Origin of the sequence: Rhodoferax sp. WC2427, assembly GCF_040822085.1 — a bacterium.
GTDB lineage: Bacteria > Pseudomonadota > Gammaproteobacteria > Burkholderiales > Burkholderiaceae_C > Rhodoferax_B.
In genome coordinates this window covers 4,296,536-4,316,283 of the sequence record NZ_CP162006.1, presented here as the reverse complement: position 1 = coordinate 4,316,283, position 19,748 = coordinate 4,296,536, and the positions used below count along the sequence as shown (strand labels likewise).

Annotated in this window: 16 protein-coding genes; 8 read left to right on the top strand and 8 right to left on the bottom strand. The window is 65.6% G+C overall.

The genetic code is table 11. From position 1 onward, the window contains the following. Window positions 1–281: 281 nt before the first annotated feature. The 4 genes from AB3G31_RS20095 to AB3G31_RS20080 are packed head-to-tail and all read left to right on the top strand — an operon-like array spanning window position 282 to window position 5,199. The gene (locus AB3G31_RS20095; protein ID WP_367847813.1) at window positions 282–1,691 is read left to right on the top strand and encodes a class I SAM-dependent methyltransferase; all 1,410 of its coding nucleotides are present in this window, start codon (window positions 282–284) and stop codon (window positions 1,689–1,691) included. Further along, window positions 1,688–3,037, top strand: coding sequence for a sensor histidine kinase (locus tag AB3G31_RS20090; protein ID WP_367847812.1), 1,350 nt, complete (start codon window positions 1,688–1,690; stop codon window positions 3,035–3,037). Before AB3G31_RS20095 ends, AB3G31_RS20090 begins: the two co-directional genes overlap by 4 nt. Continuing rightward, a complete protein-coding gene (locus AB3G31_RS20085; protein ID WP_367847811.1) occupies window positions 3,030–4,247 on the top strand; it encodes an ATP-binding protein in 1,218 nt (405 codons plus the stop codon). The genes AB3G31_RS20090 and AB3G31_RS20085 overlap by 8 nt, the downstream gene beginning before the upstream one ends. Next, window positions 4,219–5,199, top strand: a complete 981-nt coding sequence (locus AB3G31_RS20080; RefSeq protein WP_367847810.1) for a response regulator — start codon at window positions 4,219–4,221, stop codon at window positions 5,197–5,199. The genes AB3G31_RS20085 and AB3G31_RS20080 overlap by 29 nt, the downstream gene beginning before the upstream one ends. Here the strand turns inward: AB3G31_RS20080 and AB3G31_RS20075 are convergent. Together AB3G31_RS20075 and AB3G31_RS20070 are read right to left on the bottom strand one after the other, a co-directional pair. Next, the gene (locus tag AB3G31_RS20075) at window positions 5,171–5,629 is read right to left on the bottom strand and encodes a CinA family protein (protein WP_367847809.1); all 459 of its coding nucleotides are present in this window, start codon (window positions 5,627–5,629) and stop codon (window positions 5,171–5,173) included. The two genes, AB3G31_RS20080 and AB3G31_RS20075, sit on opposite strands and share 29 nt — an antisense overlap. Window positions 5,630–5,685: 56 nt before the next feature. Then, window positions 5,686–6,207, bottom strand: coding sequence for a phosphatidylglycerophosphatase A (locus tag AB3G31_RS20070; RefSeq protein WP_367847808.1), 522 nt, complete (start codon window positions 6,205–6,207; stop codon window positions 5,686–5,688). 36 nt (window positions 6,208–6,243) lie between these two features. Between AB3G31_RS20070 and AB3G31_RS20065 the strand changes: the two genes are divergently transcribed. Next, on the top strand, window positions 6,244–7,395 hold the full coding sequence (locus tag AB3G31_RS20065) for a M14-type cytosolic carboxypeptidase (RefSeq protein WP_367847807.1): 1,152 nt from the start codon (window positions 6,244–6,246) through the stop codon (window positions 7,393–7,395). 67 nt (window positions 7,396–7,462) lie between these two features. Here the strand turns inward: AB3G31_RS20065 and AB3G31_RS20060 are convergent, their stop codons facing one another. Both AB3G31_RS20060 and AB3G31_RS20055 read right to left on the bottom strand, forming a co-directional pair. Next, complete coding sequence (locus AB3G31_RS20060; protein ID WP_367847806.1) at window positions 7,463–8,362, bottom strand: C1 family peptidase; 900 nt, start codon at window positions 8,360–8,362, stop codon at window positions 7,463–7,465. Window positions 8,363–8,649: 287 nt separating this feature from the next. Then, a complete protein-coding gene (locus AB3G31_RS20055) occupies window positions 8,650–9,057 on the bottom strand; it encodes a hypothetical protein (protein ID WP_367847805.1) in 408 nt (135 codons plus the stop codon). Between the two features lie 347 nt (window positions 9,058–9,404). Here AB3G31_RS20055 and AB3G31_RS20050 point away from each other — a divergent pair, with 347 nt between their 5' ends. Continuing rightward, entirely contained in the window at window positions 9,405–13,136 is a 3,732-nt protein-coding gene (locus AB3G31_RS20050; RefSeq protein WP_367847804.1) for a response regulator, read from the top strand. 49 nt (window positions 13,137–13,185) lie between these two features. Here the strand turns inward: AB3G31_RS20050 and AB3G31_RS20045 are convergent, their stop codons facing one another. Beyond that, on the bottom strand, window positions 13,186–15,405 hold the full coding sequence (locus tag AB3G31_RS20045; protein ID WP_367847803.1) for a heavy metal translocating P-type ATPase: 2,220 nt from the start codon (window positions 15,403–15,405) through the stop codon (window positions 13,186–13,188). 78 nt (window positions 15,406–15,483) lie between these two features. On the opposite strand from AB3G31_RS20045, the gene cadR reads away from it, so the two are divergent. Next, a complete protein-coding gene (gene cadR, locus AB3G31_RS20040; protein ID WP_367847802.1) occupies window positions 15,484–15,915 on the top strand; it encodes a Cd(II)/Pb(II)-responsive transcriptional regulator in 432 nt (143 codons plus the stop codon). Between the two features lie 2 nt (window positions 15,916–15,917). Next, on the top strand, window positions 15,918–16,967 hold the full coding sequence (locus AB3G31_RS20035; protein ID WP_367847801.1) for a DMT family transporter: 1,050 nt from the start codon (window positions 15,918–15,920) through the stop codon (window positions 16,965–16,967). A gap of 122 nt (window positions 16,968–17,089) precedes the next feature. On the opposite strand, the gene AB3G31_RS20030 is transcribed toward AB3G31_RS20035, so the two are convergent. From AB3G31_RS20030 to AB3G31_RS20020, 3 genes are all read right to left on the bottom strand, one after another. Beyond that, on the bottom strand, window positions 17,090–17,353 hold the full coding sequence (locus tag AB3G31_RS20030; RefSeq protein ID WP_367847800.1) for a hypothetical protein: 264 nt from the start codon (window positions 17,351–17,353) through the stop codon (window positions 17,090–17,092). A 110-nt stretch (window positions 17,354–17,463) separates the two neighbouring features. Next, window positions 17,464–18,957, bottom strand: coding sequence for a glycerol kinase GlpK (glpK, locus tag AB3G31_RS20025; RefSeq protein WP_367847799.1), 1,494 nt, complete (start codon window positions 18,955–18,957; stop codon window positions 17,464–17,466). A gap of 6 nt (window positions 18,958–18,963) precedes the next feature. After that, window positions 18,964–19,731, bottom strand: coding sequence for a DeoR/GlpR family DNA-binding transcription regulator (locus AB3G31_RS20020; protein WP_367847798.1), 768 nt, complete (start codon window positions 19,729–19,731; stop codon window positions 18,964–18,966). Between the last annotated feature and the right edge of the window lie 17 nt (window positions 19,732–19,748).

Here is a 19,748-nt window from a genome sequence, read left to right as displayed (position 1 = left end):
GTAATGTATAGACTACCGGTGAAATTTGCATTTCGTGTGGCCGCTACAAGCGGGAATTTTGGGGGCTTGTTTGGGGTTTTGCGGAAGGCTGAACGTGACAAAACATGGGCGTGTAGGGTGGGGCACAGGCGGTATCCGGGCAATTGCCATGGGGTTGGCAATCGCGTCCATTTTGACTTTCACCTGCCGAACGTACAACATGTTGCCCGTGTGCGGCCATTCCGCCTTGACCGCTAGCCCGTGAATTCCTGCAGGTCTAACTCTTGCTGGTGCCCCATCCCGTGCAGTCCTTAACCGCCATCCATCCGGTGATCAGCTTCCGCAACAGTAAGCACGATGCGGTGCGCGCTACCCTCATCAGCCACCAGCGGGGCTCCTTGGTGATGGAGGTCTACAACCCCGATGCCCTGGTGCAGGTGAGTGAGGTGTTGCACGATCTGACCGTGCGCGCTGCCCAGCAGATCGTGTACCAGGGCCGGGCGGTGGTGGTCAGCCTGGTCAACACCGGCCTGATGGTGGTGGTGTCGGTGGGCTTGATGGATGCCTGGAACGAGGTAGGGCCCATCCAGGCAGGCCCCGCTGCCGCCGGGGAGGCTGCAACGGCTTTTGTACAGGACTGGGCCAGCCGCTTCAACGTGCGCCGCGACTACCAGGTGGTGGTGAGTGAAATGCGGGCCTATTTTTTCGAGGTGGCGCGCTGGATCGACCAGCTGGATGTAGCGGGCCGTCTGCCGCGCGATGCCGACGGCCGCATCCCGCCCGAAGTGTTTGTGGAACTGGGGACACCGTTGCTGCACAAGGGCCGCGAGTACCTGCGGTGGTTTGACCGGGAGGCCGCCTTGGTACCCGATGCGTTGGTCCCCCTGCACCGCAGCTTTGCCCAGAGCGCCATCCATCCGCTGATCCTGCGGGCACCGTTTGTGCACCGCACCTTCTCCAAGCCGCTGGGCTATGCGGGCGACTACGAGATGGTGAACCAGATCGTGGGCGACCCCCGGCAGGGCCCCAGCAGCTATTTCCAGCTGGTCAACTTCATGTTTTTGCAGGCTGGTGTGGCGCAGGCCCACCGCAACCGTATCGGCATCTTGTTCGACCGGCTGGAAGCCCTGGCCGCACAGGCCGTGCAGGCCCGGCGCCCGATGCGGGTGCTGAACATCGGCTGCGGCCCGGCCCTGGAAATCCAGCGGCTGGTGCAGACGAATCCGCATTTCGACCGCCTGGAATTTGTGCTGGTGGATTTCAGCGAAGAGTCGCTGGACCATACCCGCCGGATGCTGGACGCCCTGCACCAAGGCACCGGAAAAACCCTGCACCTCACGCTGCAGCACGCCTCGGTCCACCAGTTGCTCAAACGCGGCAACCTGGCCCAGCCACTGTCCGAGGCCGAGCGGTTTGACTACGTGTACTGCGCCGGTCTGTTCGACTACCTGACGGACAAGGTGTGCAACCGACTGATCCGGTACATGGTCAACCAGTCGCGTGTGGGCGGCAAGCTGCTGCTGACCAATGTGCATTCCAGCAACCCCGAGCGGCGCTGGATGGAGCACTTTCTGGAGTGGCATTTGATTTGCCGCGACGAGGCCGATGTGCAGCGCATTCTGCCGCCGGGCCTGTGCAACACCACGGTCTACACCGATGCCACCGGAGTGAACATTTTTTCCGAATCCACCGTGGGTGGCGTGGCGGCATGATGCGCTTCATCCAGCCGCGCAAAGATGCTGCCTACCGGCAAGAGCTGCACGGCTACCTGATTTTCAACAGTCGGGCCGCCTGCCTGATGACCATCGTGCTGGTGCTGGCCGGCCTGGCGCTGGACCATATTTTTTACCCCCGGTTTGCCCCGGAGTTTTTGCATGTGCGCGTCGCTGCCTGCGTGGTGATTGGGCTGGTGCTGTGGAGCTACCGGTACGCCTGGGGCCGCGACCACATCAAGGCGCTGACGTATTTCTGGCTGTGTGTGCCGCAGGCCATGGTGTCCTGGATGATTTACAAAACCAACGGCGAGCAGTCGATCTACTTTGTCGGCCTGACCTTTGTGCTCAGCGGCATGGCTTTTTTCTTGCCCATCTCCTTCATGGAAGCCGTGTTTTTTGGCACCTTGACGCTGGCGGCTTACGGGGTCGCCTGTGTCTGGCGCCAGGGGGGTATCCAGGACTTTCATGCATTTGGGGGGAATGCCTTGTTCATGCTGTTCTACGCCATCATTGGCATTGCTTTGGCCGTCTACAACGAGCGCTGGCGCTGGCTGTCGTTTCGGCTCAAAAAAGAAATCCAGCTGAAGAACGCGGCGCTGCAGCACACCAACCAGGCGCTGGCCGAGATCAAGGGCCACATGATGCAGCAGGAAAAGATGGCCGCGCTGGGTACCCTGGCGGCGGGCTTGCTGCACGAGGTCAACAACCCCGTCAACTACAGCCTGATGGCGCTCAACATGTCGCTGATGGACCCCGCGGTGCTGCGCAGCGCCGACCTGCAGGAAAGCCTGGGCGATGCCAAAGAGGGCATGCAGCGGGTGCAAAGCATCGTCTCCGACCTGAAGACCTTTGCCTACCAGCAGCCCGGCGATGCCAGCAGCAGCCGCATCTTCCTGTTTGAAAAAGCCCTGCAATCGGCGCTGCGCCTGACGGGCTTTGAGCTCAAAGGCATCGCCGTGCAGGTCGAGTTGCCCATGGACACCCACGTGCGCGGCGACGAGCCTGCGCTGATCGGCGTACTCATCAACCTGCTGGGCAATGCCGCGCTGGCCTTGCACAAAGCCGCCCGCACCGACCCGCGCATCGAGGTGCGGGCCGTGCGCCAGGGCGACCGGCTGGAAGTCACCGTGCGCGACAACGGCACCGGCATCCAGCCCGGGCACCTGGCCCGGGTGTTCGAACCGTTTTTCACCACCCGCGACGTGGGCAAGGGTCTGGGCCTGGGCCTGAGTGTGAGCTATGCCATCGTGCAGCGCCACGGCGGTTCCTTGCGCGTCAGCAGCGAGCCCGGTGCGTGGACCGAATTTGCGTTTGACCTGGGACTGGCCCACCAACATGTCTGAAACTTCCCTGGCTTTTGCGCACGCTGCCAGCGTCCTGTTCGTCGACGACGAGCCCCTGTCCTGCAAATGGTTTGCGCGCAGCTTCGCCGATGAATTCACCATCCTCACCGCCACCAGCGTGGACGCGGCGCTGGCGCTGCTGCAGGACCATTCGGCGGAGATTGCCGTGCTGGTCACCGACTACCGCATGCCCCAGCGCGACGGCATGGACCTGCTGCGCACCGTGCTGCGGGAGTACCGGCCGATGGTGCGCATGCTGGCCACTGGCCATGCCGACAAAGCGCTGGCCATTGCCGCCGTCAACGAGGGCCAGGTCTTCCGTATCCTGGAGAAGCCGCTGGCCTTCGAGCCCACCCGCCAGGCCTTGCGCGACGCGCTGGCCCTGCACCACCAGCAGGCGCTGCAGCACATGGTGCACGCCCACCGCGTCACCGCCCTGCGCGACACCGTGGGCTTTCTAGCCCACGAACTGATGGCCCCGCTGGGTGCCGTACGCGGCTACCTCACGGCCGTGAAAGAGCGGCACCTGGCCCCTGGGTTCGCCCCGGCGGACATCGCCGGCATGGCCCTGTTTGCCGAGGCCGCGCCGGGCGAGATCCTGCAGGCCCTGGTGTCGGCCGAACGCCAGACCCTTTTTTGCCAGTCGTTGGTCTCCAGCTTCGTGCAGTCGGCCCGCGATGCCTACCCCGGTGCCCCGGACGCGCCCCAACCGGTGATGGCCAGCAGCCTGCTCCAGTACCTGCTGGACGAATACCCCTTCGTGGGAGACGAGCGTGCCTGGGTCAGCACCCAGATCGAGGCCGACTTTGTACTGCCAGGCCGCCGCGATCTGTTGTACCTGGTGCTGTGCACCCTGACCAAAAACGCCTTGCTGGCCCTGCGCGACCGGCCCCAGCCCGGCCTGCACATCTGGCTGGGCTTTGATGCCGACACCCACAGCACCTGCATCCGGATTGCCGACAACGGCCCCGGCATCGCACCGGTGCTGCTGGAGCGCCTGACCCTGCGGCCCATCGCCGTCCACGCCGACACCGGCCGCCATGGCATGGGTTTGTTGCTGTGCCGTCGCGTGCTGGAGTCCATGGGCGGCAGCATTGCGATTACTTCCGTCGCTGGACAAGGGGCCTGTGTAGCCCTGTATTTCCAGTCTTTCTCTGTTGATAAACCTGGCAAGGCCCCCTATGAGACCCGACAAGATCCTGTACGTTGACGACGAACCCATGGCCCTCAAATACTTTGAGCGTCTGATCAACCCCATGGCCCCGGTGCTGACCGCCTTGTCGGTAGAGGACGGCAAGGCCGTGCTGCGGGCACGGGGCGCGGAGATCGCCGTGCTCATCACCGACCAGCGCATGCCCGGAGCCACCGGCAACGAGCTGCTGCGCTACGCCCGCGAGCACTACCCCCAGATGGTGCGCATGCTCACCACCGCCTACTCCGAACTGGGCGAGGCCATTGAGGCCATCAACACCGGCGAAATCTACCGCTACGTCACCAAGCCCTGGGACCTGGAGCTGCTGCGCTCCGACATGCGCAACGCCCTGGAGCTGGCCGAAACCCGCTGCGAGCGCGACGACCTGCTGCGCGAAAAGATGGCCGTGCAGCGCCAGCAGCTGCTGGCCAGCCGCATCTCGCAGCTGGCGGTGGTGTGCGCCGGCTTTCTGCATGTGGACTACCCACTCGGCTTGCAGCTCTACCTTCAGGCGGCCGAACTCAGCGGCTGCGCGCTGCCGCCCATCGATTGGCGCAGCATGGACCACGCCGAGCTGATGCAGTACGAAGCCCAGCGCAGCATTGCCATCGGCCAGGCCCTGGCCAGCCTGCAGCCACGCTTTGCCGGGGTGGACAACGCCAGCGCGGCCTTGCAGGCGCTGGCCGATGCGCTGCCGGGCCAGGTGCTGTTACAGGGCGATACCGCCAGGCTCACCAGCCGCCCGGTACTCACCTGGCTGCTGGATGCGGCGTCGCACGAGCCGCCGTCGTCTGCCACCGTGGCCTGGCTGGCGTGGTTGTCGCACTGGGGCGGCAGTGTGCACATCGAGGCCCACCCCGAGGGCTTGGCGGTGTCTGTGCGCACCGGCGGCCAACCCGCTGCACTCCAGCCAGACTGGATGGCCGACGCCATCGAGCGCATCAGCCGCCTGGCGACGGACGCGGAGTAAGTAGCTCTACCACCCGCAGCAGCGCATGCCGCACCGTGGCCGTCCGCACGGCGGCCCGGTCGCCGGGGAAATGCTGGCATTCCGCGTGCACCTGCCCGTCCAGCGCAAAGCCGAACCACACCAGTCCCACCGGCTTGTCGGCACTGCCGCCGCTGGGCCCGGCCACGCCGGTCACCGCCACCGCCACCTGGGCATGCGAATGGGCCAGCGCCCCCGCCGCCATGGCCCGCGCTACCGCTTCGCTGACCGCACCGTGCTGGGCGATCAGCGCGGCGTCCACCCCCAGCATCTCGGTTTTGGCGGCATTGGAATAGGTCACAAAGCCGCGCTCGAACCAGGTGCTCGACCCCGCCAAATCGGTGCAGGCCGCCGCAATCATGCCGCCGGTACAGCTCTCGGCGGTGGCCAGGAAGCAATTGTTTTCAAGCATTAAATCGGCCACTAGCGCTGGTAGATTAAGCATGGGCAGCTATCAAAAGTATAGTTTTACAAAAAACGCCAGGCGGCGATCACCAGCAGCGTGCAAAACGCCGCCACCAGGTCGTCAAAAATAATGCCGAAGCCGCCGCGCGCGTTAAGCCCTTTGAAGGCCTGGTCGGCCCAGGCCACCGGCCCCGGCTTGGCCGCGTCAAAGTAGCGAAACAGACCAAAAGCCACCAACTGCCCCAGCAGCCCGGTGGGCATCACCAGCCACAGCACCAGCCAGAACGCAACCACCTCGTCCCACACAATCGCCCCGGGGTCGGCCACATTCATGTGCCGCGCACACACCGTGCAGGCCCACCAGCCGATGAAAAACGAGGCCACCAGCAACCCGCCCATCTGCCCTTGCGTCAAATGCGGCTGGACCACCAAAAACGCCAGCCAGGCCCACAGCGTGCCCGCCGTGCCCGGGGCCACCGGGCTCAGCCCCGAGCCGAAACCCAGGGCGATGAAGTGGGCCGGGTGCGACAGCAAAAACCGCACACTCGGGCGGCGGATCGGAGAGCGGGGAGAAGGGGAGTCCATCCCGCAGATTATCGGGGGCGCGCACATAATCCACCGATGAACCCCCTTCACATTTCCAGCCAGTTCGACGCGGGCGCGATCACCGTGGTCAGCCTGGCCGACCCGCAAGACATCCAGCTCCAGATCCGCCCCGACAACGCCAGCGACTTCGCCCAGTGGTTCCACTTCTGCCTGCATGGGGCGGCGGGCGTGCCGGTGACGCTGCGCTTTTTGAACGCCGGCCAAAGCGCCTACCCGCCCGGCTGGGACGGCTACCAGATGGTGGCCAGCACCGACCGGCGCCGCTGGTTCCGCGTGCCCACCACCTATGACGGCCAGGTCATGACCGTGCGCACCACGCCCGGCGCCAACCGCATCTACTTCGCCTACTTCGAGCCCTACTCTTACGAGCGCCACCTCGACCTGCTGGGCACTGCGTCCGTGTCCGACCTGGTGGACGTGCAGCACCTGGGCACCACCCACCAGGGCCGCGACATCACCCTGCTGCACATCCGCGATACCCAGGATAGGGCCGCGACCGGCCCCAAAAAGAAAGTCTGGCTTATCGCCCGCCAGCACCCCGGCGAAACCATGGCCGCGTGGTTTGCCGAAGGCTTTTTGCAACGCCTGCTCGACCGCGACGACCCCACCAGCCGCACCCTGCTGCAGCACTGCGAATTCTTCGCCGTGCCCCACATGAACCCCGACGGTGCCGCCCTGGGCAACCTGCGCACCAACGCCGTTGGTACCAACCTGAACCGCGAGTGGCAAGAGCCCAGCCTGGAGAAATCGCCCGAAGTCTTCACCGTGCGGCAGAAGATGCAGCAGCTGGGTGTAGACCTGTTCCTGGATGCGCACGGCGACGAAAACCTGCCCTACAACTTCGTCGTCGGCACCGAAGCCACCCCCGGCTACAGCCCGCGCATCGAAGCCCTGCAAAACACCTTCAAAGCCGCCTGGCTGGCCGCCAGCCCCGACTTCCAAACGGCAGTGGGTTACCCCCGTGCCGCCCCCGGCCAGGCCAATCTGAGCCTGGCCACCAACTGGGTGGGGCAGACCTTTGGCTGCCTGGCGTTCACCATTGAAATGCCGTTCAAGGACAACGCCAATCTGCCGGATGCGCGGGCGGGGTGGAGCGGTGTGCGGGCGAAGAAGCTGGGGGCTAGTGTGTTGGAGGCAGTGCGGGCGGTGGTTACGGGCGAAAACTGAGGTTGGTGCAGGTTGGATGGGCGTAGGAAGCTATAAAAAGAGGAGCGTGGCTGTTGTTTCCAACAATTCAGAAATCCACCGTGTAGCCGTCAACAAGGATCCTGGCCAGATCCGTGTCCTTGATCAGCCCAAAGCCGTTTTGACCCCAGGCGGCCCCCCAGTCATTCGCAAACTTGAATTCAGCGGTTGCCGCGTTGTACCCGACGATGGCGATGGCCTTGCCCCCCTGCGTTTGCAAAGGCAGTTTAAGGATCACGCGGCCGTCTTTTTCCGGATGGTCAAAGTCCCCGGTTATCTCAATGGTGGCAGCGACAACATTGCCATCGCGGAGCGCCGAAAGAATTTCTGGTATGGACTTCGCTTGCCTGAAGGCACTGATCTTGAAGGCCGGTTTCACAGAGGCTTTCGGGGGTTCCTTTGAGGCGTAAGGCCAGTCCTTCAAAAGATAGACCCCGACTTTCTTCATCCCTTGCAGTCCGCCCAGTAGCGATGTGCCTTCATAGGTCTCACCAGGAAACTCATCAAACTTTTGCGCCAGGGAGTAAATGCCTCGCGCTGACACCTGGAGCCCTTTTTGGCCATTTTTTGCGGCTCTCGCCTGGATGGCATAGGCGAGGGCAAACCCGACGGTGGTTCCTTCGGGTCCGGTATCTCCCACCTCGCCGATGGACGAAGACAAGTCGATGATCTCGGTAGGTACTTGTGGGGCCGAGGTTCTGTACTGGGGTGGGAGCACGGGTGCGCCAAATTTGATCTTCACAGGCCCGATTTCCGCCATGCTCTCGGTGGACTGCGAAAACCTGTCCGCGAGGCTGGTAATGGAGCTTTGAAAGAGCAAAGCTATGGCGACTCCCGCCAGGGGCCAGGAAATGAGCGCGGGTAGCAGAACCTTGGCCCATTCAAGTGCCAGGTTTGTGGACCCGCCCGCGGGGGTCTCTGCCTTGGTCCTGTCATCTTTCTCGGCCATCGACAACACCTCCTGGTGAAACCTGGCGAACAGCTTGGTCTGCCGCACAGCACGGTAAAGGCTGGCAGGGACCTGGGGGCCCGTTGGTGGCGGCTGAGGGGATTGCCCAAATGCCCCCGTATAGGGCTTAAATTATGGCGTCATTCAAGAGTCGGCCAGGCTATTGTTCGCCGTGGCGGTATCGGCGGTGAGTGTCAAAAGTACCTCTCGTGCTTATTCAATCAGCACAGGCAGCTATTGAAACCGTAGCATGCTGTGAAGCCAGCCCAATTGAAAGCTTGCCCCCATCAATCCGCCTTTGGCCGGGCCCCTGGAAACCATTCGGTGTGCTGGTCGCCCTGGCGGCCCAGGTACACCACCCGCTGGCCGCGCAGGAAGGCGTAGTAGCCTTGCACACCCGCCCGGACGGCGCGCTCCGAGAACTGGCGGAACTTTTGGCCATGGTGCTGGCTGTCGAGGATGGCGGCTTGCAGTGCCGGGGCGTCGAAGTCGGCGGCCACGGCGGGCAGGCCGTCCAGCTTCAGGGGGGCCACGATGCTGCTGCCTGCACCGTTGTAGAACACCATTTGCCCCGCGGCGTAGTCCACCCGGTAGTACTCCACGCCTTGCGCAAGCAGGTGGCCCACGATGTCGGGAAAAGGGAGGTCGCCCGCCAGGGTGGCGCGGGCCATGCGGTGTATGAGATCTGCGTTCATGGAGGGAGCCTTCCTGGGGGTGCCTGCCTGCGCAGGCGGCTGCGAAACCAGCGGGGTGTATGAACCGACATCATGCCAAATGGTGGGGCATCCCAGGCGCTGCGCGCGCCGGGAATTGTGGACTGCAGCCACGGAAACGGGCTTTGAATACATATGTTTTCGTTTGTTACATATGGTTGTGGACTTGTTGCAGGGGGATGCTGGTTTTTTCGGTACAACAACTGCCTTGGCTCTACCAACATAGTGGGTCCTGCGGTGGATGAATGTGGCTCACGCGGCACCCCGCCAGGACGCAAACCAAACGATGTGAGAGCGCGTCAGCATGCCATGCCGTGAGAGTCTCTTCCATGAACCGCAGCAGCAAACTTCTGGTCCTATTGACGGTGGTCTTGGCGGCGGTGTACGCGGCGATTGCCGTGTTCCAGTACCACCAGCAAGAGACCATGGGCAACGTCAGCCGCCGCAGCGTGAGCAATGTGGTGTGGAGCATGGCGCAGCTGGAGGTGGAGTACCACCGGCTCGCCGGTGCGGTGGACCGCCGCCTGTACGCGCCTGAGAGCGAGACCCCCGAGAACCTGCAACTGCGCTACGACCTGTTCTACAGCCGGGCCAGCGTCCTGGATATGGGCGAGGCATTTTTCCTGCTGCCGGACAAGGCCCGGCTGGCGGATGTGAGCTGGCACGTCAAGTCATTTTTGTCGGCGGCCGACCCGGTGTTCGACCGCCAGGTGGCGCGTGCGCCCACCCCGGACCAGTTGCGCATGTTGCAGAACAAGCTGGCGGCGCTGTACGTGCCGATCCGCGAGCTGTCGCTGGAGTCGCGCCAGTCCGGCTCGGCCATGATGGACCGGCGCACCATTGAGGCCCAGCGCCAGGTGGCCACCACCCGCTGGCTGACCGTCTTCCAGGGCCTGCTGACCCTGGGCCTGGTGGTGGCCCTGTACCTGCAATACCGCAAGCGCGAGGCCGCCGCCGTGCTGGCCCAGGCCCAGCAACTGCGCCTGCTGGAGGCGGGTGCCAAGCTGGAGACCGAGGCCGTGCAGCGCGCTGCACAAGAGGATTTGTTCGAGATCACCTCGGCCCTGCCGCTGCTGGTCTACCGGCTGCAGCGCTACCCCGATGGGCGCAGCCGCTACACCTACCTCAGCGACCGGGCGCAAGAAATCCTGGGGATTCCTGCCGCCGCCATCTTGCAGGATGCGCGCGTGCTGGACGCCACAGCGCACGAGGACGACCTGGCGGGCCTGGCCGAAGCCTCTGCGGTTGCACTGCGCAAGATGCAGGCGTTTTCGCGCGACTTCCGCATCCGCCGCCCCGACGGCCAGGTGCACTGGGTCCACCTGGCGTCGGTGCCACGGGCGCTGCCCGACGGCTCGGTGCTGTCCACCGGCTACCTGCAGGTGATCGACGCGATCAAGGAGCGCGAAAACCGCCTGCACGAAGTGACGCAACAGCAGCAGGTGATTTTTGACAACATCCCGTCAGGCCTGATCTTTACCGCCGACGGGCAGATCCGCCAGTGCAACGTGGGCTTTGCCGCCATCGTGGGTCTGCCGGTGGAGCGCTTGCGCCGCCGCGATCTGGGCCTGCTGTTTGCCACGCCCCAGGAGCACGAGGCGTTCCGGGTCGAGGCCCGGCGGGTGATGGACCAGGGCCTGCGCATGGTGCAGGAGCAGGAGTACCGCACTGCCGATGGGCGGCGCTTTACCGGTCGCCTGGTGGGCCAGCGGGTGGTGGTGCGGGAATTTGCCGACGCGACCATCTGGGTGCTGGAAGACATCAGCGAGCGCAAGCACGCCGAAGCCGAACTGCGCCGGGCCAAAGACCTGGCCGAAGAAGCCAACCGCTTCAAAACCGACTTCCTGGCCAACATGAGCCACGAAATCCGCACCCCCATGAACGCCATCATCGGCATGTCCTACCTGGCCTTGAAGACCGAGCTGAACCCGCGCCAGCGCGACTACGTGGCCAAGATCCGCCAGTCCGGCCAGCACCTGCTGGGCGTGATCAACGACATCCTGGACTTCTCCAAGGTCGAAGCCGGCAAACTCTCCATCGAAAACCTGCCCTTCGCGCTGGACAAACTGCTGGAAAACGTGGCCAACGTGGTGGCCGAGAAAGCCGCCGCCAAAGGCCTGGAGCTGGTCTGTGACGTGGCCCCCGACGTACCGCAAAGCCTGCGCGGCGACCCGCTGCGCCTGGGCCAGGTGCTCATCAACTTTGCCAACAACGCCATCAAATTCACCGAACGCGGCGAAATCAGCATGGCCGTGCGGCTGCAGGCGGGCTCTGCCGACAGCGCCGTGCTGCGCTTTGACGTGCGCGACACCGGCATCGGCCTGACCGAAGAACAAATCGGCCGCCTGTTCCAAAGCTTCCAGCAGGCCGACAGCTCCATCACCCGCAAATACGGCGGCACCGGGCTGGGCCTGGCCATCAGCAAAGCCCTGGCCGAAGCCATGGGCGGCACGGTCGGCGTGGACAGCACCTACGGCCAAGGCTCCACCTTCTGGTTCACCGCCCAGCTCGGCCGGGGCGAAGAAATCCAGCGCCCGGCGCTGGCCGACCTGGACATGCGGGGCCGGCGCGTGCTGGTGGTGGACGACAACGCCCACGCCGCGCTGGTGCTGGTGGACATGCTGCGCAGCATGGGCTTTGAGGTGGCCGCGGTGGACTCGGGGGCCAAGGCGGTGGCGGCAGTGCGTGACGCGGCCGCCGGGGGCTACCCGTTTGACATCGCCATGCTGGACTGGCAGATGCCGGGCATGGACGGGCTGCAAACCGCGCGCGCCATCACTGCGCTGGGGCTGGCGTCCAGCCCCAAGCCGATTTTGGTGACGGCGTACGGGCGCGAAGAGGTGGTGCAGGGCGCGCAGGCTGCGGGCATTGAAGACCTGCTGGTCAAACCGGTGAATGCCTCGCTGCTGTTCAACACCATGCTGGCGGCGATGGGGCGCAAGCCCATGCCCGCCGACGCTGCGCCCGACGCCCAGGCCGCCGCCCGGACCATGGACGCCCTGGCCTCGCGCAGCGGAGCCCGCATCCTGCTGGTGGAAGACAACGAATTCAACCAGCAGGTCGCCTGCGAGTTGCTGTTCGAGGCGGGCTTTGTGGTCGAAATCGCCGACAACGGCCAACGCGCCATCGACATGGTGGGCCACAGCCACCAGATGGAGCAGCCCTACGACCTGGTGCTGATGGACATGCAGATGCCGGTGATGGACGGTATCAGTGCCACCCGCCTGCTGCGCCAGGACCCGTGCAACGCCGCGCTGCCCATCGTCGCCATGACCGCCAACGCCATGGCCGTGGACCGCCAGCGCTGCCTGGATGCAGGCATGGATGGCTTCGTCGCCAAACCCATCGAACCCGAAGAGCTGTGGCAGGCCCTGGCCCAGTGGATCCAGCCGCGCAGTGGCCTGGGCGGGGACTGGGCGGCACCGGTGGCCGCGCCGCCGCTGGGTGCGGGAGCCCTGGCGGGGGGCATGGCGGGCCTGCGCAGTATCCCGGGCCTGGATGTGGACCTGGGGCTGCGCCGCATCCTCGGAAAACAGGCGCTGTACCAGGATTTTCTGGACAAATTTGCCACCGGGCAGGCCGGTGCCGTGGCCGAAACGCTGGACCGCCTGGACCAGGACGACTACGCCGCCGCCGAGCGCGCGGCCCACACGCTCAAAGGCACGGCGGGCAATATCGGTGCGACGGCATTGCAGGCCAGCGCCGCCCAGCTGGAGCGCGCTATCTACCGGCAAGAGCCGTTGTCCAACATCCAGGCCCTGGCGACCGCCACCACCGAACTGCTGGACCCGCTGGTCGCCGCCATCACCCAGCGGCTGCCCGCGCCGTCGGCCGGGCTAGCCACCGGTAGCCCCGAGCCGATCGACCCTGTACGCGCCCAGGCGCTGCGCGAGGAGCTGATCCGCCTGCTGGGTGACGACGACGCCGATGCCATCGAGCTGCTGCAACGGCATGCCGCCGCTTTCAGACAGGCACTGCCCGACCTATTCGACAGCCTCCAGGCCGCGGTCGTCGACTACGACTTTGAAGCCGCGCTCGACGTGCTGCAGCAGGTGCGTTAGAAATTTATATAAAAAGTGCCTCTAGCGCTTATTCATAGAGCGTAAGCAGCTATTTAAACCGTAGCAAACGCAAGCCATTTCCCACCACCAGCAGGCTGGCGCCCACGTCGGCAAACACCGCCATCCACATGGTGCCGCTGCCCATCAGCGTCAGCACCAGAAACACCGCCTTGATGCCCAGCGCCAGCACGATGTTTTGCACCAGCAGCGTGTGGGTGGCGCGCGACAGGCGGATGAAGCGGGGCAGCTTGCGCAGGTCGTCGTCCATCAGCGCCACGTCGGCGGTTTCGATGGCGGTGCCGCTGCCCGCTGCGCCCATGGCAAAGCCGATGTCGGCGCGGGCCAGGGCGGGCGCGTCGTTGATGCCATCGCCCACCATGCCCACGGCCACGCCCTGGCGGATTTTGTCTTCCAAGAACTTCAGTTTGTCCTCGGGCAGCAGGTCGCCATGGGCCTCGGCGATGCCGACCTGGGTGGCGATGGCCTGGGCGGTGTGGGGGTTGTCACCGGTGAGCATCACGGTCTGGATGCCCAGCGCCTGCAGTTCCTGGACGGCCTGGCGGCTGCTGTCCTTGACGGTATCGGCCACGGCGAACAGGGCGATCACCTGTTTTTCATGGGCCAGCACCACCACGGTTTTGCCCTGGGTTTCCAGGGCGGCCAGGCGGGCCTCCAGCGCGTCGGAGCACAGGCCTTGCGCGTGGATCAGGCGGTGGTTGCCCAGCAGGTAGCGCTGGCCGTGGATGTCGCCATGGGTGCCGCGGCCCGGCAGGGCTTCGAAGTTGACCACTTCCAACAAGGCAATGCCGTCGCGCTGCGCCGCATCGGCCACGGCGCGGGACACCGGGTGGTCGGAGCGGCTGGCTAGGCTGGCGGCGATGCCGCGGGCCTCGGCTTCCGCGCTGCCGTCGAGGACGGCAAAGTCGGTCTGCACCGGCTTGCCGTGGGTCAGGGTGCCGGTTTTGTCCAGCGCCAGCCAGGCGAGCTTGCGGCCCTGCTCCAGAAACACGCCGCCCTTGATGAGGATGCCTTGGCGCGCCGCCGCGGCCAGGCCGCTGACGATGGTGACCGGGGTAGATATCACCAGCGCGCAGGGGCAGGCAATCACCAGCAGCACCAGCGCTTTGTAGACCCAGGCAAACCAGTCGCCGCCCGCCAGCAGCGGCGGCAGCACGGCCACCAGTACGGCGAGTGCGAAGACCACGGGGGTGTAGACCCGGGCAAACTGGTCCACGAAGCGCTGGGTCGGGGCGCGGGCACCCTGGGCGGCTTCCACCGCATGGATGATGCGGGCCAGGGTGCTGTCGCCCGCCAGCGCCGTCACCACGTATTCGAACGAACCGGCGGCGTTGACCGTGCCCGCAAAGACGCTGTCGCCCACGGTCTTCTCCACCGGCAGGCTCTCGCCGGTGATGGCGGCCTGGTCCAGGGTGGAGCGGCCGCTGGCAACCAGGCCGTCCAGCGCCAGGCGCTCGCCGGGCTGGATGCGCACGCGGGCCTGCAGCGGCACGGATTTGGCCTCCACCGCCAGCCAACTGCCATCGGCCTGCTGCACGGTGGCGCGCTCGGGGGCCAGTTGCAGCAGGCCCTGGATGGCGTTGCGGGCGCGGTCCAGCGACATCGCCTCGATGCGCTCGGCCAGGGTGAACAGCACCATCACCATGGCGGCCTCGGGCCACTGGCCCAGCAGCAGCGCGCCGGTGACGGCAATGCTCATCAGCGCGTTGATGTTCAGGTTGCGGTTGCGCAGCGCGACCCAGCCTTTTTTGTAGGTGGTGAGGCCGCAGGTGGCGATGGCCATCAGGGCCAGCAGCGCAGGCACCCAGGCGGGCAGGGCGGCGAAGTGGGCGCCCTCGGACGCAACGGCGGCCACCCCGGCCACGATCAATGGCGACCACGGTTTGGCGGGCTCGGCTGTCGGCGGGGCGCTGCCCTGGGCCAGCTCGGGCGTGTAGCCCAGCGAGCGCACGGCGGCCAGAATGGGTTCGAGTGCCTCGGGGATGTGCGTGACGGTCAGCACGCGCTGCATCAGATTGAACTCCAGCCCCGCCACCCCGGCCATGCCGCCCAGCTTGCCGCGCAGCAGCGCTTCCTCGGTGGGGCAGTCCATCTGCAGGATGCGGATGGGGGTTTGCACACCACCACCGCCGGTAACGGGTACGCCCAGTGGGGCCAACACCGGCTCGGCGTGGCTGTCGCAACAGGCCGCCTCGCCATGGTCATGGCCATGGGCGTGCGAGTGTTCGTGGTGGTGGGTGTGGTCGGACATGGGACTTTCGGGAGGGTGTTTTGCCCATTAAGCAACCTGAAGCTACTATAGAGTCAACTCTTTTGTTTGGAAGACCCCATGAAGATTGGTGAATTGGCGCAGGTGGCGCAGTGCACCGTGGAGACGGTGCGTTACTACGAGAAAGAAGGCCTGCTGCCTGCGCCTGCGCGCACGGCGGGCAATTTCCGGGTGTACGGCCCGGTGCACGTGGAGCGGCTGCGGCTGATCCGCAACTGCCGCGCGCTGGACATGAGCCATGCAGAAATCCACGCCTTGCTGGCGCTGGCCGATGGCCCGGCGGACGATTGCCGCGCCGTCAACGCGGTGTTCGACCAGCACATTGCCCATGTGGACGAGCGCATCCGCGAGCTGGCGCAGCTGAAGCTGCAGCTGGCCGCGCTGCGCGAACGCTGCGGCTCGGAACAGGCGGTGGATGCCTGCGGCATTTTGCAAGGCCTGGCGGCGATGGAAGTGGAAGCTTCGCCCGCGCGGCACACCCATTTGGGCTGACCATGAAGACCTTGCTTCGTGCCGCCCTGCCCGCCCTGGGCGCAGCCGTTTTGTTCGGGGCCAGCACGCCGCTGGCCAAGCAGTTGGTGGGCGGCGGCATGTCGCCGTTTGTGCTGGCCGGTTTGCTGTACCTGGGCAGCGGCGGTGGGCTGCTTGTGCTGCGGCTGCTGCGCGACCGGGGCTGGCAGCCCGCCAACCTGCCGCGTGCGGAATGGCCGTGGATGGCCGGTGCCATCGTGTTTGGCGGGGTGCTGGGGCCGCTGCTGTTGATGCTGGGGCTGGCGCACACCACCGCGGCCAGCGCCTCGCTGCTGCTGAACTTCGAGTCGGTGCTGACCGCCGTGCTGGCGTGGTGGGTGTTCCGTGAAAACGCCGACCGGCGCATCGTCCTGGGCATGCTGCTGATCGTGGCGGGCGGGGCGGTGCTGGCATGGTCGGACAGCAGCGCTGCGGTACTGGGCTGGGGGCCGCTGGCCTTGCTGGGAGCCTGCCTGGCCTGGGCCATCGACAACAACCTGACCCGCAAGGTGTCCGCTTCGGACGCGGTGTGGGTGGCTGGCTGCAAGGGGCTGGTGGCCGGAGCGGTCAACACCGGGCTGGGCTGGGCGCTGGGCGCGGCGTGGCCCAGTGGGGCGGTGCTGGCCTCGGCGCTGGGAATCGGCTTTGTGGGCTACGGGCTGAGCCTGGTGCTGTTTGTGCTGGCCCTGCGCGGGCTGGGGGCGGCACGCACCGGGGCGTATTTTTCGATTGCGCCGTTTGTCGGGGCGGCGATCGCGGTGCTGGTTTTCGGCGAGCCGACGACCATGGCGTTCTGGGCGGCGGCGGCGCTGATGGCTGCGGGGGTGTGGCTGCACCTGACCGAGCACCACGCGCATGCGCACACCCATGTGGCTCTCTCGCACGCCCACCGACACCGACACGACGCGCACCACCAGCACGACCACGACTTTGCATGGGACGGCGTGGAGCCGCATACCCATCCGCACCCGCATGCGCCGCTACGGCACAGCCACGCGCACTTTCCGGATATCCACCACCGCCACAGGCACTGAGTGCGGCGCCTGGATTAGGTGGAAAAAGTGCCTCTGGCGCTTATTCCATGGGCGTGACACGCTACGGAAAAAATAGCACAACAAAAAAGGAGGCAAGCCTCCTTTTTGGGGGGTTGAACCCCTTACGTGCGGTTGGCCAGTTCGTGGCGGTCGGCGGCGGCGAACAGGTCGGCGGCAAAGCCACGGTCGCTGTCGGCGTAGGCTTCGGCCATCTTGCGGACTTGCTCGGCTTCTTCAAACACCGTCAGGGCGCGGGGCTCGGCGGTTTTGAACAGGGTGGACGACAGGGCTGCAACCAGGTGGGAAGCGGCGGTGAAAAGTTCTTGCAGGGCAGAACTGACAGGGGCATTGTTGGCGCGGGTCAGTTGCAGGGTATTGGTGGACATGGTGTTTACTCCTAGACATCGGGTTGACGTTGGAGTGGATTATAGGGTTAACCCTAGTCCTTGTCCTAGGGTTAACCCTCTAGCGCTTTTTGCCGCAGTGGAGTCTAGGGTTATTCGAGCACCGTCTGCCTTACCGCGTGCTCCCAGCGTGCCATCAATTCTGTAGCACGTTGTGTGCCCAGCGTGGGCAGAAAGCGCCGCTCGGCCCGCCAGAGTGCGGCCAGTTCATCCGTGTTGCGGTACACGCCCACCGCCAGCCCGGCCAGGTAGGCGGCCCCCAGGGCGGTGGTTTCGGTCACCGCCGGGCGGATCACCGGTATGCCCAGCAAATCAGCCTGGAACTGCATCAGCAGGTCGTTCACGCAGGCCCCGCCGTCCACCCGCAGCTCGGCCACCGGCGTGCCCCCGGCCTGCACCGCGTCGCGGCCCATGGCCAGCAGCAGGGCGGCGGACTGAAAAGCAATGCTCTCCAGCGCGGCGCGGGCAATATGGGCCAAAGTGGTGCCGCGGCTCAGGCCGGTGATGCTGCCGCGCGCCTCGGGCTTCCAATAAGGTGCGCCCAGGCCGGTGAAGGCGGGCACGAACATCACGCCGCCGGAATCGGGCACGCTTTGCGCCAGGCTCTGCACCTCGCTGCTGTTTGGGATGGCCTTGAGCCCGTCACGCAGCCACTGCACTACCGCGCCGCCCACGAACACGCTGCCTTCGATGGCGAACTCTGGCTGGGTTGTGGGCTGGGCTGCGCTGGTGGTCAAGAGGCCGTTGTGCGAGGTCTGGAAGGTGCTGCCGGTGTGCATCAGCATGAAGCAGCCGGTGCCGTAGGTGTTCTTGGCCATGCCGGCCTTGAAGCAGGCCTGGCCGAACAGCGCGCTTTGCTGGTCGCCCGCCACGCCGCCGATGGGGATGGCGTGGCCCAGCAGGGCCGGGCTGATGTCGCCATAGATGGCGCTGCTGGGTTTGACCACCGGCATCAGGCTGGCGGGGATGTTGAGCGCGGCCAGCAGCTCGGCATCCCACTGGTTGGTGTGCACGTTGAACAGCATGGTGCGCGAGGCATTGCTGACATCGGTGGCGTGCACCCGGCCCTCGGTGAGCCGCCACATCAGCCAGCTGTCGATGGTGCCAAACGCCAGCTCGCCGCGCTCGGCCTGGGCGCGGGCCTGGGGCACGTGGTCCAGCAGCCATTTGAGCTTGGTGCCCGAGAAATAGGCATCCACCAGCAACCCGGTTTTGCGCTGGATCACGTCTGCCATGCCGTCGGCGCGCAGTTGCACGCAGGTGGGCTCGGCGCGCCGGTCTTGCCAGACGATGGCGTGGTGGATGGGTATACCGGTGGCGCGGTTCCACACCACCGTGGTTTCGCGCTGGTTGGTGATGCCGATGGCACGGATGTCCTTGGCCGCCAGCCCGGCCTGGGCCAGGGCGGCGCGGGCGGTGGTGAGCAGGGTGCGCCAGATCTCTTCGGGGTCGTGTTCCACCCAGCCGGGTTGCGGAAAGATCTGCGGCAGTTCGAGCTGCGACTGGCTGACGATGTGGCCGTCGGCGTGGAAGACGATGCTGCGGGAGCTGGAGGTGCCTTGGTCGAGGGCGAGCAGGTAGGTCATGGTGGTTCAGTCGAGAGCAATGTGGTTGCGCACCTGGGCATCGCGCAGCAGGGCGGGGAAAGGCTCCGGCACCGGAGCGTCGGTAAACAGGCGGTCGATCTGCGACAAGCTGGCTACTTCGACCATCGCCGGGCGGTTGAATTTGCTGCTGTCGGCCGCCAGCCAGACCTCCCGTGCGTGGCGGATGATGGCCTGCGAGACCTTGACTTCGCGGTAGTCAAAGTCGCGCAGCGTGCCGTCGGCTTCTATGGCCGAAATGCCGATCAGCGCAATGTCCACCTTGAACTGGCGTATGAAATCGATAGCAGCCTCGCCCACCACACCGCGGTCCCTGCCGCGCACCACGCCCCCGGCAATGATCACTTCGCACTGCGGATTCGCGCTGAGGATGGTGGCCACGTTGAGGTTGTTGGTGATGACGCGCAGGCCCTTGTGCTGCATCAGGGCCTTGGCGATGGCCTCGGTGGTGGTGCCGATGTTGAGGATCAGCGAGCAATCGTTGGGCACCTCGGCGGCCACCGCGCGGGCGATGCGGGCCTTGCCTTCGGCGTGCAGGTTTTCGCGCTGCGGATGGGCGATGTTCTCGATGGTGGAGCTGGGCACGCGCACGCCACCGTGGAAGCGGGTGAGCAGGCCGTCGTCGGCCATGCGCTGCACGTCGCGGCGCACGGTTTGCAGCGTCACGCCCAGCTTTTCCGCCAGTTGGTCCACGGTGAGGGAGCCCTGGGCTTGCACGGCCTGCAGCAGCAGCAGTTGTCGGGGGTTGGGGTTCACAAGGTTTCGTTTTGGGT

Bases quoted from the DNA above. Each gene is read 5' to 3' on its own strand.
- AB3G31_RS20065 (WP_367847807.1), top strand. From the start codon at position 6,244: ATGAACCCCCTTCACATTTCCAGCCAGTTCGACGCGGGCGCGATCACC.
- AB3G31_RS20050 (WP_367847804.1), top strand. From the start codon at position 9,405: ATGAACCGCAGCAGCAAACTTCTGGTCCTATTGACGGTGGTCTTGGCG.
- AB3G31_RS20090 (WP_367847812.1), top strand. From the start codon at position 1,688: ATGATGCGCTTCATCCAGCCGCGCAAAGATGCTGCCTACCGGCAAGAG.
- AB3G31_RS20060 (WP_367847806.1), bottom strand. From the start codon at position 8,362: ATGGCCGAGAAAGATGACAGGACCAAGGCAGAGACCCCCGCGGGCGGG.
- AB3G31_RS20045 (WP_367847803.1), bottom strand. From the start codon at position 15,405: ATGTCCGACCACACCCACCACCACGAACACTCGCACGCCCATGGCCAT.
- AB3G31_RS20075 (WP_367847809.1), bottom strand. From the start codon at position 5,629: ATGCTTGAAAACAATTGCTTCCTGGCCACCGCCGAGAGCTGTACCGGC.
- AB3G31_RS20070 (WP_367847808.1), bottom strand. From the start codon at position 6,207: ATGGACTCCCCTTCTCCCCGCTCTCCGATCCGCCGCCCGAGTGTGCGG.
- cadR (WP_367847802.1), top strand. From the start codon at position 15,484: ATGAAGATTGGTGAATTGGCGCAGGTGGCGCAGTGCACCGTGGAGACG.
- AB3G31_RS20085 (WP_367847811.1), top strand. From the start codon at position 3,030: ATGTCTGAAACTTCCCTGGCTTTTGCGCACGCTGCCAGCGTCCTGTTC.
- AB3G31_RS20035 (WP_367847801.1), top strand. From the start codon at position 15,918: ATGAAGACCTTGCTTCGTGCCGCCCTGCCCGCCCTGGGCGCAGCCGTT.
- AB3G31_RS20030 (WP_367847800.1), bottom strand. From the start codon at position 17,353: ATGTCCACCAATACCCTGCAACTGACCCGCGCCAACAATGCCCCTGTC.
- AB3G31_RS20055 (WP_367847805.1), bottom strand. From the start codon at position 9,057: ATGAACGCAGATCTCATACACCGCATGGCCCGCGCCACCCTGGCGGGC.
- glpK (WP_367847799.1), bottom strand. From the start codon at position 18,957: ATGACCTACCTGCTCGCCCTCGACCAAGGCACCTCCAGCTCCCGCAGC.
- AB3G31_RS20080 (WP_367847810.1), top strand. From the start codon at position 4,219: ATGAGACCCGACAAGATCCTGTACGTTGACGACGAACCCATGGCCCTC.